We start from the raw sequence: 15,843 nt of genomic DNA on the forward strand, positions 1-15,843 counted from the left end.
ATTAAAAATGCCATTTTTAATTTAATATTTTTTGTGATTATTGTTTTTTATTTTTAATTTGTTATAATTTTATTAACTTTTTATGATTTAGTTTTACAGTATACAAAATAAAGGATATAATTAATATATAGTTCTAAATTTGGTTTGAAGTGGGTGCTTATAATGCGAAGTGATGATATTAAAATTTTAAAAATTAAACCAATTAAAAGAAGTGTTCTTAAAGACCAAAATAATGATCAACAAGACCTTTTTTTAAGCAATAAAAAAGCAACTTTTTTGCAAAATGAAAATAGTCATTTTTTTAAAAATAATTATTATTCATCATTTGCTTTGCCTCAAAATCAAATTGCTGACCAAAATAATGATTTAAATGCTGTAATACAACAAGCTCGTAACATAACTTTAAATTTAGATAATCCTGATGCTTTAAATATTTTACATAATCAAACGGAGAAATTAAAACAAGAAAAGATAAATTTTCATCAGCGCTTAAATAAGATTAAATCAACTTTTGATGAAAAAGATCCTTTGTATAATGAAAAATATTTGCATGAACCCCCAGTAATAATAAAAAAGATTAATTTAATAAATTTTAATAATAAGAATAATACTGTTGTTGGGAATGACCCTGCGGAAAAAAAAATTGAACGAGTAGTTTTGGAAGAACAAGCTCGTGCTGTTGCTCAGAAAATAATGCAAAAGGATCAGCAAAAAAAGAGTCAGTCATTAACTAATCCTGTTGATAATAATCAAAGAAGAGCATCAAAGCCTCTTTTTCCAAAACATTTGTCTAATTTTTCTTCATCAAAAGCAACACAAAAAAAAGATGTTTTTTTTACCCAGAGTTATAATAAGCCCCCCTTACCAAAAGCAATTATTTTGCCAAAAGAAGAAGATAAAATATCATCTAAGTTATTAAAAGGGGCAGGTGAATTAAATCAAGATAATAGTTTTGCTGTTACGGGGAAAGAAATGTTAAAAGCAAAGCAAGACATTAATTTTCTTATGCCTTCAGAACAAAATAGACAATTGTATGATGAGACTGAGACAATGGAATGAGATATCACAAAGCGTCCCAATTTAGGTGTAGAGCAGACAACTAATAAATATTATCATCAGGAAGAAAAGAAACCCCAACAAGCAGAAACTTTCCAAATGTTACAAGGAAAGGAAAATTATCAAAAAGAAATTCTGCGAGCAGTAGAACTTGAAGAAATAGATGGAACTTATCAGATTGATAATTTTTATGCGAAGTTATTTAATTCTAATATTAATGAACATGCATTAAACCAAAAAGGAAAAATTAAAACTAAGAAAATTAGGGGAAAAAAGAAAAAACAGCTTAATCCTAATGAGGAAAAGTTAGCAAAGAAACAAGCAAAATTTTCTGTGCAAGCAACAACAATATTTAATAATAATTATCAAGTTCAACAATTATCAAATGGTCGCCAGCGAATTACTAAAATTAATAAAAATAACATTATTAAGTGACGATATCCAATTATTTTAGCCGCCCGTTTGATGGCGATTATTGGTTTAATTGCATTATGCAGTACTTTTTTATTATTTAATAATTGAGTTAATAATTCAGCATTAGATTTATATAATTTTATTGAAGTTAATTTTGGGAAACTTGATTTTATTGCTGTTAAGCACCATTATTTTTTCATAAATCGAATTTTTATGTTAACTTTAATTGGCATTTATGCGGTGATTGGTATTTTTCCATTTTGTTTGGTATCGAATTTTAAGATGCAACTTTATTGCTTTTTACCATTAAATTTAATATTTTTGTGTGGGGTGATTGGTATCGCTTTATATGGGTATTTTTTTATGAATATTAACTTTAATTGAATTAACAATATTCTGCAAATTATTAGTTATAGTTTTTTACTGTTAGCAAATCTTTTAATGGTGATCGGAATTTTTAGTTGTATACTGTAAAACTAAATGATAAAAAGTTAATAAAATTATAAAAAATTAAAAATAAAAAACAATAATCACAAAAAATAGTAAATTAAAAATATTGTTTTTAATATTTATTTTTAAAATTATAAAATTAAATACAACAAAAAATAAATTTTACTAATCTTAACAAATACTAATTTAATTTAAAAAAATTTTTTTAAAATATTGTCTTGATGTAAAATTTTCCAAGCAAGGTCTAACTGTGGTATTTAATATATCTAAAATAGATTTTAATCTACTACGAATATTAATTAATGGCTCATTTTGACCCAATCAACGCCTTATATCTCTATTTATTCTTTCTACTAATGCTTTCTGGCGAAGTTTACCAGGATCACAAAAATAAACTCTTATTTTAAAATGTTTTTCTATTGTTTTTCATCTATAAAATTCTTTTCCTATATCGGTTAAAATACAACTAAATTTACTAATACCAATTTATTTAATCATTTTCATTAAAATTGTTAATTAGACTGCACCCTGTTTAGTAAGTATTAATAAAAAGGTTTACAAACTTTCATTTATTATATATTTTTCTTTTTGGTTTGAATATCATTTATTTAATTTTTTAACATCATTAATATATTCATTATGAGATTTATAATTTTTATTATGGATTGTTCCTTTTTTAAGTAATGAATGAAAACTCTCAATAATAATGTTGTCTGCACAATGATAATTTTTACCCATTGAAATTATAATTTTGTTATCTAAACATTTACTATTGTAATCTTTAGATGTATATTGATATCCGTGATCTGAATGAATTATTATTTTATTTAAATCTTTTTTTATTTTTTTAATTTTATTAATTGCATCATTTAAATTATCAATTACAAGTTTGTTATTATTAAATTTTGATCATTTTACATCAATAATTTCTTTAGTATATCCATCAAGTATTGTTGATTGATAATGTTTTTTACCATTTCAAATTAAATAAGTTACATCAGTAAATAAAATTGAAAATCTTTCTTTAATATCATTAAAATTACGATTTACTAAATCAGGATATTTAATTATATTTTTATTTCTATTTTGTTTTATTAATATTTTTCTACGCATACGCTTTACATATTCAGCTTGAATATTATTTTCTTTCATAATTCGCAATACTTTCTTAGCATTATAAACAATGCCATAATCTTCTTTTAAATATTTGGTAATTCGACGATAACCAAATTGTTTTAAATTTTCTTCATAGACTTTTACAATATTTTTTAATGATTCGCTATCCTTACCATTACTTGAATAATTTTTATATTTATCTCAATAACTACGCTTTAAATCTGTTATATCAAGTAATAAATTTAGTGGATATTTATTAATGTTTTCTTTGATAAAAGATACAATTTTTCTTTTATTTAATTGTAAAAGTCATGAAGCTTTTTTAGTAATTCATACCTAACTTTGTAATAGTTTAAATCTCTTTTTTCAAATGATTCTTTTGGACCTTTATTGGTGTTTAAAATTCCTTTCTTAAAATTTTCATACCATGAAGCAACAGTTTTTTTATTAATTTGATATTTTTTTGCAATAAAACTTATACTATTATTTTTAACCTCTTGTACTATCATTTTTCGAAAATATGCTGTATATTTATTAAATTTTTGTCCTTTTCTTGCCATATAAAAATGCACCTTCTTTAAAAAAAGTAGACTGCACCCTGTTTAGTAAGTATTAATAAAAAGGTTTACAAACTTTCATTTATTATATATTTTTCTTTTTGGTTTGAATATCATTTATTTCATTTTTTAACATCATTAATATATTCATTATGAGATTTATAATTTTTATTATGGATTGTTCCTTTTTTAAGTAATGAATGAAAACTTTCAATAATAATGTTGTCTGCACAATGATAATTTTTACCCATTGAAATTATAATTTTGTTATCTAAACATTTACTATTGTAATCTTTAGATGTATATTGATATTCGTGATCTGAATGAATTATTATTTTATTTAAATCTTTTTTTATTTTTTTAATTTTATTAATTGCATCATTTAAATTATCAATTACAAGTTTGTTATTATTAAATTTTGATCATTTTACATCAATAATTTTTTTAGTATATCCATCAAGTATTGTTGATTGATAATGTTTTTTACCATTTCAAATTAAATAAGTTACATCAGTAAATAAAATTGAAAATCTTTCTTTAATATCATTAAAATTACGATTTACTAAATCAGGATATTTAATTATATTTTTATTTCTATTTTGTTTTATTAATATTTTTCTACGCATACGCTTTACATATTCAGCTTGAATATTATTTTCTTTCATAATTCGCAATACTTTCTTAGCATTATAAACAATGCCATAATCTTCTTTTAAATATTTGGTAATTCGACGATAACCAAATTGTTTTAAATTTTCTTCATAGACTTTTACAATATTTTTTAATGATTCGCTATCCTTACCATTATTTGAATAATTTTTATATTTATCTCAATAACTACGCTTTAAATCTGTTATATCAAGTAATAAATTTAGTGGATATTTATTAATGTTTTCTTTGATAAAAGATACAATTTTTCTTTTATTTAATTGTAAAAGTCATGAAGCTTTTTTAGTAATTCATACCTAATTTTGTAATAGTTTAAATCTCTTTTTTCAAATGATTCTTTTGGACCTTTATTGGTGTTTAAAATTCCTTTCTTAAAATTTTCATACCATGAAGCAACAGTTTTTTATTAATTTGATATTTTTTTGCAATAAAACTTATACTATTATTTTTAACCTCGTGTACTATCATTTTTCGAAAATATGCTGTATATTTATTAAATTTTTGTCCTTTTCTTGCCATATAAAAATGCACCTCCTTTAAAGTTTAGCAAAGACTTTTTTTCTTTACTTACTCTTTTGGGTGCAGTCTAAAGTTAGCAAAGACTTTTTTTCTTTACTTACTTTTTTGGGTGCAGTCTAGTGAGTCTATAAAAAAATTCATTATCTTTTAATTTTTCCAAATTTACTCTTTCATTAAAATCTAATCTTTCATATTTTTTCATACTTTACCTCCTAAAATATTTAAAATGCTATAATTATTGTACATAAATTATAACATTTTAAATATTTTAGGAGTAATCGGATTAACAGCAACAAGTACAACATCATTAATTAGTTGCGAAAAACCAAATAATAGTGAAAACGGGGGGGTAATAAACCAGAACCCAAACCACAACAACCACCAGTTGGAAGTAATTGAAAGTTAATTGAAGATTGTAAATTAGGCGGGATAATTTATTCTTTATTTTTTAATTTCAATATCATTTGCAATCTTATTGACAGTATTAATAACAATATCTTTACCATGCTTTTTACTAACGACCGCAAAATTAAATATTGCTTTATTTGCATAATTTCAACCTCCTATAATTAATTTAAAAATTAACTTAAAAAAAGTTAACTAAATTAATAGTTAACTTTTTATGATTTGGTATTTACAATTTACACACTTTAAATAAAAAATTACATTTCTACTTGCTTTTAATTTAAAAATTAGTTACTATTTTATAGTATATAGATATAAAGGAGTGAAATTATGGCAAGAAAATGTGAAATTACTGGTAAAAGAGCTTTATCAGGAAATAAAAGATCACACGCTTTAAACGCAACCCATCGTAAATGAAATGTTAATTTACAAAAAGTAAAGATTGTTGTTGATGGTGAAGTTAAAACATTACGTGTTGCAACAAGAACTTTAAAAACATTAAAGCGTAAAGGTCAAATTGCGAAATAAATAAAGCTCACAGAAACAATTAAGACATAATAAAAAAGTAAGGATAAAATTAAAAAGATACAAAATGCCCATGTGGCGGAATAGGCAGACGCAGTAGACTCAAAATCTACCGAAGAAATTCGTATCGGTTCGAGTCCGATCATGGGCACCATTTTAAGAGAAAAAAATAATGATTTGGTATTTACAATTTACAAAATTGTTAATACAATACTTGCCTTTTTACTAAATAAAATATGTAAATTGTAAATACCAAATCATAAAAAGTTAACTATTAATTTAGTTAACTTTTTTAAGTTAATTTTTAAGTTAATTATAGGGGGTTGAAATTATGCAAATAAAGAAATATTTAATTTTGCGGTCGTTAGTGAAAAAGTATGGTAAAGATATTGTAATTAATACTTACTAAACAGGGTGCAGTCTATATCATTAAAATTACGATTTACTAAATCAGGATATTTAATTATATTTTTATTTCTATTTTGTTTTATTAATATTTTTCTACGCATACGCTTTACATATTCAGCTTGAATATTATTTTCTTTCATAATTCGCAATACTTTCTTAGCATTATAAACAATGCCATAATCTTCTTTTAAATATTTGGTAATTCGACAATAATCAAATTGTTTTAAATTTTCTTCATAGACTTTTACAATATTTTTTAATGATTCGCTATCCTTACCATTACTTGAATAATTTTTATATTTATCTCAATAACTACGCTTTAAATCTGTTATATCAAGTAATAAATTTAGTGGATATTTATTAATGTTTTCTTTGATAAAAGATACAATTTTTCTTTTATTTAATTGTAAAAGTCATGAAGCTTTTTTAGTAATTCATACCTAACTTTGTAATAGTTTAAATCTCTTTTTTCAAATGATTCTTTTGGACCTTTATTGGTGTTTAAAATTCCTTTCTTAAAATTTTCATACTATGAAGCAACAGTTTTTTTATTAATTTGATATTTTTTTGCAATAAAACTTATACTATTATTTTTAACCTCTTATACTATCATTTTTCGAAAATATGCTGTATATTTATTAAATTTTTGTCCTTTTCTTGCCATATAAAAATGCACCTCCTTTAAAGTTTAGCAAAGACTTTTTTTCTTTACTTACTCTTTTGGGTGCAGTCTATTTAATAACCAACAACAACACTATCAAAAAAAAGAAAAATATTTATTACCAAGAAAGAAAAAAATTTAACAAAATAAAAATTTTTAAATAACAAAGGAGGACGAAAATATGAAAGCAAACACAGTAAATTTAAGTGGAATAATTGATGTTGCCATAATGTGAACTAATATTGTTTTGGGAGTAATTCTGACATTGGAAGTTATATTTGCAGGTTGAAAATTAATTATTATTTTAATTTCAATAATGCGAAATACCGATAACCCAGAGGCAAGAGCAAATGATTTGGGCGCTTTAAAATGACCAATTATAGTAATTATTGCTTCGTTGGTAGTAATTGCCCATAATTAATTTAATTTTACAGTATACAAAAATTGTTATAATAAATATAAATGATAAATTCATGGGAGGAGGACTTATTAAATGGAAACACCATTAAATTATTATGATGAGTTAATTTATGAAATTAAGGAATTAATTAATAATAATAATTATGATGGAGCCTTTATGAAAATTAATGATGAATTAATGATGCCTTATGTTCCACAACATATTGAAAAAAAATTAACAACCTTATTAGAAGAAGTTAATGCAAAAATCCGTGAACAAAAATCTAGCGAAACGGCTGTTTGAACATTAGCAAAAATTAGTGCTATTTTAGCAAATCCACCTAATGAAGAAACACAATTATTAGCTTTTCAATATTTAAAAGATCAAAATTTACGTCAAATTCTGCCAGTCATTCGTAAATATTTCCTTAATAAAAAGGTTTCTGATTTTGCTAAAATTTATTTATTATATCTTTTAAAAAAACAAGAAATCACTGAAGTATTTCAAGTTCAAAAAACAAATGGTGTTTTTAATTTAGATCCAACCAAAATTATCCCATATAAAGAGAATGACCAAGTTAAAGTTGTTATGAAATTATTAGATCAATGAGTTTATAACGATAATTCTAGTTTATATCATACTTGTTTGTATTTATTAGAAACATATTATTATAATTTATATCCTTATTTTTTAAAACATAACGAAACAAGAGAATTAGCGATTGCGATTATATATCAAGGGCATCAGATGTATGGTGAAAACATAACATTACAAGTGTTGGCTGATCAATTTAAAGTGCAAGACAAAATAGTGAAAAAATATGTTCTTTATTTGGCATTTGCCAATTTACACCACAATTAGACCTTGCTTGGAAAATTTTACATCAAAACAATATTTTAAAAAAATTTTTTTAAATTAAATTAGTGTTTGTTAAGATTAGTAAAATTTATTTTTTTTGTTGTGTTTAATTTTATAATTTTAAAAATAAATATTAAAAAAATATTTTTAATTTAATATTTTTTGTGATTATTGTTTTTTATTTTTAATTTATTATAATCTTATTAACTTTTTATGATTTAGTTTTACAGTATACAACTTGACCTAATCCTTTTTCTTTTCAAATTTTCATCACAGTGTCTTTGCCTTTAGTATTTAAAATATCTTTATATTCTAAATAACGGTCTTGACATTCTTTAATTTCTTTTAAAGCTTGGTCTAAGCCACTTCAACCGTTAATTTTAACTTCTTTTTTTTGTAAAGCTTTATATTGTAAAAAGAAGTTTTCAATTTCATCGCGAATAGCTTGTGGTACATCTTCTAAAGTTTGAATATGATTAAAACGAGGGTCATCGGCAACAACAGCCATTAATTTTGTGTCAATTTCCCCATTATCAATCATATTAATTGCTCCTAAAATTCGAACATTAATTTGACAACCTGGTACAGTTGGATAAGTGATTAATGAAATCACATCAAGCGGATCCCCATCTCAGTCTAATGTATTTTCAATAAAACCATATTCGCCAGGATAAAAGTTAGCACCATATAACACTCGATCTAATATGATTCGTCCCGTTTTAAGATCATATTCGTATTTATTGCTAGATCCTTTTGGGATTTCAACAACAATTGGTAAAATATTATTTTTACTCATTATTTTTTCTTCCTTTCATTAATTTTGTATACTGTATCGGGGGCATTCCATGTTAACACTAGTATTTTTTATTATAATTTTATGCTCCCTAATCAATTAGCTTCTCAGAAATTATGGCAACAATCTCTTCTGGTGTTTTATGATTGGCATCAATAACTAAAAAATTAAACTTATCTTTTGAACGTTCATATCATTCCTCATACTTCTGGTTCAATAATGTTCAATAAGCGCTACCAACATTTTGCTCACTAGCACGGCCTCTTTTACTAATTCGCTCCATTGCTATTTCTGGATCAACCCGTAAATAAACAACTAATTCTGGTTTGATATTTTCATCTAAATATAAACTTTGTAATACAACAACAACATAAAATTCTTTATAAACTTTATAGTCGGTCTTATTCATATATCCTAGTTCATACAAAACATCAACAAAAATTGGGTCTTCTAAAATACTACGATCAAAAATAATATTTGATGTTATTTTTGCTTGTTTTAATTGCTTACTGCGGGCCATAATCATATAAACTTGCATTTTAAAAGCCATCCCTTTTGGATCAGCATAATACTGATCTAAATATGGATTTTCTTCGACTGGTTCATCCATTACCAGATATTTATGCTTTTCCCCCAACATTTTACTAACAGTTGATTTTCCAACTCCAACAACTCCTGCTAATGTAATTCGCATTGTTTTTTTCTCTCCTTTATTTTGTTTTTAAATGTGATGCTATTCCAAAAAAACGTTTAATCTCTTTCGGTTTTAAATAACGTCATTCACCAGGTTTTAATGCTTCATCTAATTGTAAAAAACCAATTGCAACGCGTTTTAATTTAATAACTTCATGTCCAATCGCTTGAATCATTTTTTTAACTTGATGCTTTCGTCCTTCATGAATTGTCAATAAAAGAATGGAAGCATCCTTTGTTTCTTCGTATTTTATTAATTTTGCTTGCGCTTGACTTGTTATAATTCCTGGCTCAATTTCAACGCCAGCTGCTAACTGTTGTAATTCTTGTTTTGTAAGATAACGAGAAACTAATACATGATATGTCTTATTAATAATATGACTTGGGTGCGTAATAATATTAGTAAATTCCCCATCATTAGTCAATAGTAAAAGACCACTAGTATCATAGTCTAATCGTCCGACTGGATAAATTCGTTGTGGTACCCCTTTAATATAACTTAACACCATTTTTCGATGTTGAGGGTCATGCATTGTTGAAACACAATTACGGGGCTTATTTAACATTAAATAAACCTTACTTGAATTTTCATCAGTAAGGATTTTATTATCAATCTGAATTTGATCATATTTATCGATTTTTGTTCCTAATGTTATCACAATAACATTATTAACTTTAACTCGACCCTGTGTAATTAATTCTTCTGCTTTTCGGCGTGAACAATAACCTTTTGCAGCAATAACTTTTTGTAATCGTTCCATTATTTAAATAAATCCTGTTCATTATCCACCACAGTTTCTTTAATTTGTGGCAGCTCCGATAAAGAAGTTAAATTAAAAGCTTTTAAAAATTCTTCGGTAATGTGATAAGTCATTGGTTTCCCTGGTAATTCACTTTTTCCAGCTTCATCAATTAAATCACGAGCGCGTAATTTGGCAATAACACTATCTGAATTAACACCACGTAATTCTTCAATTTCTGGTTTACTAATTGGTCCCCGATATGCAACAATAGCTAATGTTTCTAATGCTGCTTGTGATAATCGTGCTTCCATTTTATTATTAGCTAATTTTAAATAAAATTGGTAATATTCTTGTTTCGTTGTTAAACGATATTTATCCGCAAAAGGCGTTATTGTCAACCCTCGCTGCTCATTAGTTTGATATTTTGTTTGTAATTTTGTTAAAACTTCTTCACATTCAACAACAGAAATTTCAAGAATATAAGCGATTTCTTTTAAACTAATTCCTTCATCGCCCCTAATAAATAAGAGCCCCTCTAAAACAGCCATTTTTTTATTTACATTCATTAATCTTAATTCCCCTCTTTCTGTAAATATGGTCTAATATAAATTTCTTCTAAATGGTGGTATTGCTCAATTTCAATTTTTTGGTGCCGAGCTAAATCTAACAACGCAATAAAACAAGCAATAAAAACTTGCAATGATAACGTAAAATTACCTAATAATTCTTCTAATGTCCATTCTTTATCATCTTGGGCTAATAAAGCCATAATGCGCTCAGCCATTTCCTCTGGTGAAAATTCAGTAATAACAACTTTTGATTCTAACGGTTTTGTTGCATTAACTCGTTCTAACATTTTTAAAAAACTATTCGTTAATTTATCAATATTAATTTTGGGTGATAATAGTAAATCCTCGTCTTTAATGGGATTACCCTTAATAATTGTCCGTGGTTTTGATAAATAACGAATTCCTTCTTGATGCTGATCTTTGAAATATTGACTAACTTCTTTAATTTTTTTATATTCTAATAAACGACTAATTAACTCATTCCGGGCATCTTTTTCATAATTATCATCAATTTTAACTTCTTCTTTTGGTAACACTAACTTTGTTTTTGTTTCCACTAAATAACTTGCCATTGTTAAATATTCCGAGGCAATTTCAATATTTAATTGTTCCATGGCCCCAATATATGCTAAAAATTGGTCAGTAATTTCTGTTAACTTAATTGTAAAAAGATCCATTTCTTTTTCCTTAACTAAATGTAACAACAAATCTAATGGTCCTGAAAAATTATCAAGTTTTACTTCATAACGCGGTAAATGTAACATTATTATTTCTCTCCCATTTTCATTTTCTTAGTTAATAAGACCGCTATTTTTAAAAAAATTAAAGTCATTAAAACAAAAAAGTGATTAACTTAAAGCATGACTTTTACTGAATTATTTCATAAACTAACTCTTCTTCTTGTGGTTTTGTTGCAACAATCCGGAAAGTCCGTTTTGCTCAATTATAAACTGGGGTCGTAATATACCGATTAGTATATAATGTCATTATAACCTCATCCTTGGCTACTTCCTCGCCGGCTTTTTTATTTAAATAAATTCCTGCATGATAGTCAATTGTTTCTTCCTTAGTATTACGCCCAACTCCTAAACGCCCAGCTAATAATCCTAATTAATTAGTATCAATAATTTCCATAAAGCCAGCTTGGTTGGCTTTAATTTCAATAATATTTTTTACTTTTAAAATATCTTTTAAAGGTAAATTATTATCAATAAAACTTAAATCTCCTCCTGCACTTTAACAAAAGAACGGAAGCAATTTAATGGTTCTTTAGTTTTTAATTTTTCCTGACAAGCTTGAACTGCCGATGGCAAATCATTAAAAAGACCTGCTTGGGTTAAGGGTTAAACTTAAAGCCGCAGCTTCACAAACAATATAATTTAAATCATCCGGTCCTTGTCCTTGCAATGTTTGTAATGCTTCATAAATTTCAATCGCATTACCAATTGTTCGCCCTAATGATTGGGTCATATTCGTAATTTCAGCGGCAATTTTCTTGTTAAATTTAATCCCTAATTCAACCATAATTTGGTCTAATTTACGAGCATCAGAAATTGTTTTCATAAAAGCACCGTTTCCACATTTAACATCTAGGGCAATGCCACCCCCACCAGTTGCAATTTTTTACACATAATACTGGTAGCCACTAATGGTAATGAATCAACCGTCCCCGTTACATCCCGTAAAGCATAAATTTTTTTATCCGCAGGTACTAGATTATCTGACTGGGCCATGATTGATAAATTTATTTTATTAATAATATCCTGAAATTCAACAAAAGAAAGTTCAACTTTAAAACCAGGAATACTTTCTAGTTTATCAATTGTTCCCCCTGTTTGTCCTAATCCCCATCCTGACATTTTCGCTACTTTTAACCCAAAAGCAACCACTAACGGCCCATAAATTAAGCTAACTTTATCACACCAACCCCGCGCCTGACGAATGTTTATCAACTTTAAAACCTGGGATCCCACTTAAATCATATACTTCCCCAGATTCAATCATTGCTTCGATTAAAAACAAAATTTCGGAAATTGACATTGACTGAAAATAAATTGCCATTAAAAAAGCTGAAATTTGATAATCAGGAATAATCCCTGTCGTATAACCTTTAATAACAAAGTTAATTTCTTCACATAATAATTCTTGTCCATTTTTCTTTTTATCAATTAATTGTAAAATATTCACTATTAGATACCTTCTTTTTTTAAGTATTTTTTTTCTTTAATGAAGCTTTATATTCAATATAAGCTTTTTTATGATCCACATCTTGATATTGCTCAATTCCTTTTTGAATAATTTGTTTAACATTATTAGCAATTAACTCCGTTGGTTTTGTCATAAATGTATCGGGTTTAATTGGTTTATGAAACACAACATGCACATACTTCTTCCCACGTTTTTTAAATTTTTTATTAAAAATTAGATAAGAATTGACAATTGAAACAGGAATAATTGGTGCATGAGCTTTTTGGGCAATTTTAAAACTTCCCGCATGGAATTCACCAATTTCTTGGCTAGGATTACGTGTTCCCTCGGGAAAAACAACCATTGTTCGCGGTACACGAATTAAGTCATTAGCTTCTTTAATAACTTCTAGGGCTTGACGAGGATTTTCACGGTCTAAAAATAAAACATCAATTAATGTTAAAAAATTCTTATATGGCCGATCATTTGCTAATTCTTTTTTAGCAATAAAAGCACATGGCGCTATTTTATTAAAATCATTTAAAGCATACAATAACACTGGATCAACATTTGACTGATGATTTGCAATCATTAAACAACCTTTATCAATTCAATTATCCCGATCATGGGCAATTATTTTAACATCATATACTCATAACATATAACGTGTTCGTTTTTGCAATCAATGATAACGATATTCTTCTGAAACAATATTTGGATCATGTTTAATCTTTTTACTAATACTTCTTGCCTTAGTAATTGTTCGCAAAAATCTTGGTCATGTTAGAATAATTTTTCAAATATTTACCATTTTAATTTTGTTCCTTTCTCTTATAATATTTTATTACAAATTGTTGATATTCGGCTGTTTTAATTAACGTAAATTGTATTAAATCAAATTTCGGAAAATAAGTATCTCCTTTGTAATTTCCTTTAATATAACTAATAATTAATTCATCAGCAACTGGTAATGTTACCTGATAAATCTGTTTACCCCCACAAATATAAATATCCTCTGTTGGCTTTTGATAATAAAAATTAATAATTGCTGATAAATCAGTTACCACTTTAACATCCGGATGGTTAATTTGATAATCTGGTTGGGTTGTTAAAACTAATGTTTTGCGGTTTAGAAGCAGATGACCAATTCCTTCATAAGTTAAACGCCCAAATAAAATTGTTTGTCCACGAGTTGTTGCTTTAAAATGTTGCAATTCTTCATTGATATGTCATGGTAATCGATTATTTTTCCCAATTAAATTATTTTTATCCATTGCTCATAATAACTTAATCATTATACTGCAACAGTTCCTTTAATCAATGGGGCTGGGTCATAATCCACCAGTGAGATATCTTCAAATTTAAAATCAAATAAGGAAGTAATTGCTGGATTTAATTTTAAAGTTGGTAATTTTCGTGGTGTTCGTGTTAATTGTTCTTTAATTTGATCAAAATGATTTTTATAAATATGATAATCCCCAAAAGTATGGACAAAATCGCCAACGTCTAAACCAACAACTTGGGCAATCAAATGAGTTAATAAAGCATAATTGGCAATATTAAAAGGAACACCTAAAAAAACATCAGCACTACGTTGATATAATTGACAACTCAATTTATTATCTTTTGAAACATAAAATTGCATCAAAGTATGGCATGGTGGCAAAGCCATTTCATCAACTTCCGTTGGATTTCAAGCACTAATAATATGACGACGAGAATAAGGATTCTTTTTTAAATTCGTTAGTAATTTTGCTAACTGGTCCACTCTATCAAAGTTTCGTCATTGTTTCCCATATACTGGTCCTAAATCACCAAACTCCGCAGCAAAATTTGGATCAGTCTTAATTTTTTCTACAAATTCAGCTAATGTTTCATGATTATATTTTGCTGATGCTTTATATTTTTCATATGGTCATTCATTTCAAATTCGAATATCATGATCAACCAAATATTTAATATTAGTATCGCCTTTAATAAATCATAGCAATTCATAAACAACTGATTTAAAATGAACTTTTTTTGTTGTTAAAATTGGAAAACCTTCTTTTAAATTAAAGCGCATTTGATAACCAAAAGCAGAAATTGTTCCAGTGTTTGTCCGATCATCTTTTTCTTGCCCATGCTCTAAAATAAAACGAGCCATTTTATGATATTGTTCCATCCTTTTCACCCTATTTTCTATTCTCACATACTTAAATCTTACCTTATTTAAAAATAAAATCATATGAAAAAATAAAAAAATTCTTAACAAGATTATTTTTTTATGTGTATACTGTAAAACTAAATCATAAAAAGTTAATAAAATTATAACAAATTAAAAAACTAACATCAATTTATTAGTTTTTGCTTTATATTTAAAATAACTCTGAACTGCTTTAAATGCTTGGGTGTAGAGTTACTGATTTATATAGCTGTTAATAACCCCAAACACACCTTAACGTTATTATAAACGTATATAACTGTCCTTGCGGACAAGTTATATTTTATCACATTTTCTTTCTTTTCAAGAAGAATAACAAATGTAAATTATTCTAACTCTAATAGATCAGCAACAACAAAGTTCCCAATTAAATAATTCGATACGGTTCCATACTTATCAGAAATAACTAATTTAACACCAATGATTTGTTTAATTGGTAAAATTGGTAAGTTTTCAAAAAGATTATCGTTACTCTTAACAACGGGACGGTCATCAACAAAATGCTTTGTTCACTTTTCTGAATCTCATACTGTGAAAGCTAATGTAATTTTTGCATTGGAACTGTAAATTGTAAATACCAAATCATAAAAAATTAACTTAAAAAAGTTAACTAAATT

The 15,843-nt window shown here is 26.2% G+C and carries 22 protein-coding genes, 1 tRNA gene and 4 pseudogenes; 6 read left to right on the top strand and 21 right to left on the bottom strand.

The window, feature by feature from the left end; translation table 4 throughout:
• Positions 1-162: 162 nt before the first annotated feature.
• Positions 163-1,944 (top strand): ABC transporter permease, encoded by a 1,782-nt coding sequence (locus AACK78_RS00740; RefSeq protein WP_338955638.1) that lies wholly within the window; start codon positions 163-165, stop codon positions 1,942-1,944.
• Between the two features lie 162 nt (positions 1,945-2,106).
• On the opposite strand, the pseudogene AACK78_RS07185 reads toward AACK78_RS00740, so the two are convergent.
• The 7 genes and pseudogenes from AACK78_RS07185 to AACK78_RS00765 form a co-directional block, all read right to left on the bottom strand.
• Positions 2,107-2,436 (bottom strand): annotated as a pseudogene (locus AACK78_RS07185) (IS30 family transposase); the annotation flags it as partial.
• Positions 2,437-2,475: 39 nt separating this feature from the next.
• On the bottom strand, positions 2,476-3,072 hold the full coding sequence (locus tag AACK78_RS00750) for a DDE-type integrase/transposase/recombinase (RefSeq protein WP_338955641.1): 597 nt from the start codon (positions 3,070-3,072) through the stop codon (positions 2,476-2,478).
• A 21-nt stretch (positions 3,073-3,093) separates the two neighbouring features.
• Positions 3,094-3,366: pseudogene (locus AACK78_RS07190) on the bottom strand (hypothetical protein); the annotation flags it as partial.
• The gene (locus tag AACK78_RS00755) at positions 3,333-3,596 is read right to left on the bottom strand and encodes a transposase family protein (protein WP_338954390.1); all 264 of its coding nucleotides are present in this window, start codon (positions 3,594-3,596) and stop codon (positions 3,333-3,335) included. The gene AACK78_RS00755 and the pseudogene AACK78_RS07190, both read right to left, overlap by 34 nt.
• A gap of 65 nt (positions 3,597-3,661) precedes the next feature.
• On the bottom strand, positions 3,662-4,258 hold the full coding sequence (locus AACK78_RS00760) for a DDE-type integrase/transposase/recombinase (protein ID WP_338955643.1): 597 nt from the start codon (positions 4,256-4,258) through the stop codon (positions 3,662-3,664).
• A 21-nt stretch (positions 4,259-4,279) separates the two neighbouring features.
• A pseudogene (locus tag AACK78_RS07195) lies at positions 4,280-4,552 on the bottom strand (hypothetical protein); the annotation flags it as partial.
• A 67-nt stretch (positions 4,553-4,619) separates the two neighbouring features.
• Positions 4,620-4,781: a hypothetical protein gene (locus AACK78_RS00765; protein WP_338954708.1), complete on the bottom strand. Its 162-nt coding sequence runs from the start codon at positions 4,779-4,781 to the stop codon at positions 4,620-4,622.
• 238 nt (positions 4,782-5,019) lie between these two features.
• Between AACK78_RS00765 and AACK78_RS00770 the strand changes: the two genes are divergently transcribed.
• The 3 genes from AACK78_RS00770 (at position 5,020) to AACK78_RS00780 (ending at position 5,865) form a co-directional block, all read left to right on the top strand.
• The gene (locus AACK78_RS00770) at positions 5,020-5,187 is read left to right on the top strand and encodes a lipoprotein (RefSeq protein ID WP_338955645.1); all 168 of its coding nucleotides are present in this window, start codon (positions 5,020-5,022) and stop codon (positions 5,185-5,187) included.
• Positions 5,188-5,516: 329 nt separating this feature from the next.
• Entirely contained in the window at positions 5,517-5,714 is a 198-nt protein-coding gene (rpmB, locus tag AACK78_RS00775) for a 50S ribosomal protein L28 (RefSeq protein WP_338955647.1), read from the top strand.
• A gap of 66 nt (positions 5,715-5,780) precedes the next feature.
• A tRNA-Leu gene (locus AACK78_RS00780) sits at positions 5,781-5,865 on the top strand.
• 241 nt (positions 5,866-6,106) lie between these two features.
• Here the strand turns inward: AACK78_RS00780 and AACK78_RS07200 are convergent.
• The gene (locus tag AACK78_RS07200; protein ID WP_422396874.1) at positions 6,107-6,553 is read right to left on the bottom strand and encodes a transposase; all 447 of its coding nucleotides are present in this window, start codon (positions 6,551-6,553) and stop codon (positions 6,107-6,109) included.
• Between the two features lie 408 nt (positions 6,554-6,961).
• Between AACK78_RS07200 and AACK78_RS00790 the strand changes: the two genes are divergently transcribed.
• Positions 6,962-7,201 carry an Mbov_0395 family pilin-like conjugal transfer protein gene (locus AACK78_RS00790; protein ID WP_338955651.1) on the top strand — a complete coding sequence of 80 codons (240 nt, stop codon included), beginning with the start codon at positions 6,962-6,964 and terminating at the stop codon, positions 7,199-7,201.
• A 72-nt stretch (positions 7,202-7,273) separates the two neighbouring features.
• Positions 7,274-8,041, top strand: coding sequence for a DUF3196 family protein (locus AACK78_RS00795; RefSeq protein ID WP_338955653.1), 768 nt, complete (start codon positions 7,274-7,276; stop codon positions 8,039-8,041).
• A gap of 208 nt (positions 8,042-8,249) precedes the next feature.
• Here AACK78_RS00795 and AACK78_RS00800 read toward each other — a convergent pair whose 3' ends face one another.
• From AACK78_RS00800 to AACK78_RS00860, 13 genes and pseudogenes are all read right to left on the bottom strand, one after another.
• The gene (locus tag AACK78_RS00800) at positions 8,250-8,834 is read right to left on the bottom strand and encodes an inorganic diphosphatase (protein ID WP_338955655.1); all 585 of its coding nucleotides are present in this window, start codon (positions 8,832-8,834) and stop codon (positions 8,250-8,252) included.
• An 88-nt stretch (positions 8,835-8,922) separates the two neighbouring features.
• Positions 8,923-9,525: a deoxynucleoside kinase gene (locus AACK78_RS00805; protein ID WP_338955657.1), complete on the bottom strand. Its 603-nt coding sequence runs from the start codon at positions 9,523-9,525 to the stop codon at positions 8,923-8,925.
• A gap of 16 nt (positions 9,526-9,541) precedes the next feature.
• Positions 9,542-10,285, bottom strand: coding sequence for a pseudouridine synthase (locus AACK78_RS00810; protein ID WP_338955659.1), 744 nt, complete (start codon positions 10,283-10,285; stop codon positions 9,542-9,544).
• A complete protein-coding gene (gene scpB, locus AACK78_RS00815) occupies positions 10,285-10,833 on the bottom strand; it encodes an SMC-Scp complex subunit ScpB (RefSeq protein WP_338955661.1) in 549 nt (182 codons plus the stop codon). The genes AACK78_RS00810 and scpB overlap by 1 nt, the downstream gene beginning before the upstream one ends.
• A 5-nt stretch (positions 10,834-10,838) precedes the next feature.
• Positions 10,839-11,600, bottom strand: a complete 762-nt coding sequence (locus AACK78_RS00820) for a segregation/condensation protein A (protein ID WP_338955663.1) — start codon at positions 11,598-11,600, stop codon at positions 10,839-10,841.
• A gap of 256 nt (positions 11,601-11,856) precedes the next feature.
• Positions 11,857-11,946 (bottom strand): annotated as a pseudogene (locus AACK78_RS00825) (hypothetical protein); the annotation flags it as partial.
• A 207-nt stretch (positions 11,947-12,153) separates the two neighbouring features.
• Positions 12,154-12,399, bottom strand: a complete 246-nt coding sequence (locus tag AACK78_RS00830; protein WP_338955665.1) for a hypothetical protein — start codon at positions 12,397-12,399, stop codon at positions 12,154-12,156.
• Positions 12,400-12,425: 26 nt separating this feature from the next.
• On the bottom strand, positions 12,426-12,725 hold the full coding sequence (locus tag AACK78_RS00835) for a hypothetical protein (RefSeq protein ID WP_338955667.1): 300 nt from the start codon (positions 12,723-12,725) through the stop codon (positions 12,426-12,428).
• 25 nt (positions 12,726-12,750) lie between these two features.
• Entirely contained in the window at positions 12,751-13,023 is a 273-nt protein-coding gene (locus tag AACK78_RS00840; RefSeq protein WP_338955669.1) for a hypothetical protein, read from the bottom strand.
• A gap of 19 nt (positions 13,024-13,042) precedes the next feature.
• The gene (locus AACK78_RS00845; protein WP_338955671.1) at positions 13,043-13,834 is read right to left on the bottom strand and encodes a lysophospholipid acyltransferase family protein; all 792 of its coding nucleotides are present in this window, start codon (positions 13,832-13,834) and stop codon (positions 13,043-13,045) included.
• A 1-nt stretch (position 13,835) separates the two neighbouring features.
• Positions 13,836-14,318: a dihydrofolate reductase gene (locus AACK78_RS00850; protein WP_338955673.1), complete on the bottom strand. Its 483-nt coding sequence runs from the start codon at positions 14,316-14,318 to the stop codon at positions 13,836-13,838.
• Positions 14,318-15,187, bottom strand: coding sequence for a thymidylate synthase (gene thyA / locus AACK78_RS00855; RefSeq protein WP_338955675.1), 870 nt, complete (start codon positions 15,185-15,187; stop codon positions 14,318-14,320). The genes AACK78_RS00850 and thyA overlap by 1 nt, the downstream gene beginning before the upstream one ends.
• A 365-nt stretch (positions 15,188-15,552) precedes the next feature.
• Positions 15,553-15,807, bottom strand: a complete 255-nt coding sequence (locus tag AACK78_RS00860; protein WP_338955677.1) for a hypothetical protein — start codon at positions 15,805-15,807, stop codon at positions 15,553-15,555.
• Positions 15,808-15,843: the final 36 nt, after the last annotated feature.

It is taken from the genome of Spiroplasma endosymbiont of Polydrusus cervinus, from assembly GCF_964019755.1.
Taxonomy (GTDB): domain Bacteria; phylum Bacillota_I; class Bacilli_A; order Mycoplasmatales; family Mycoplasmataceae; genus Spiroplasma.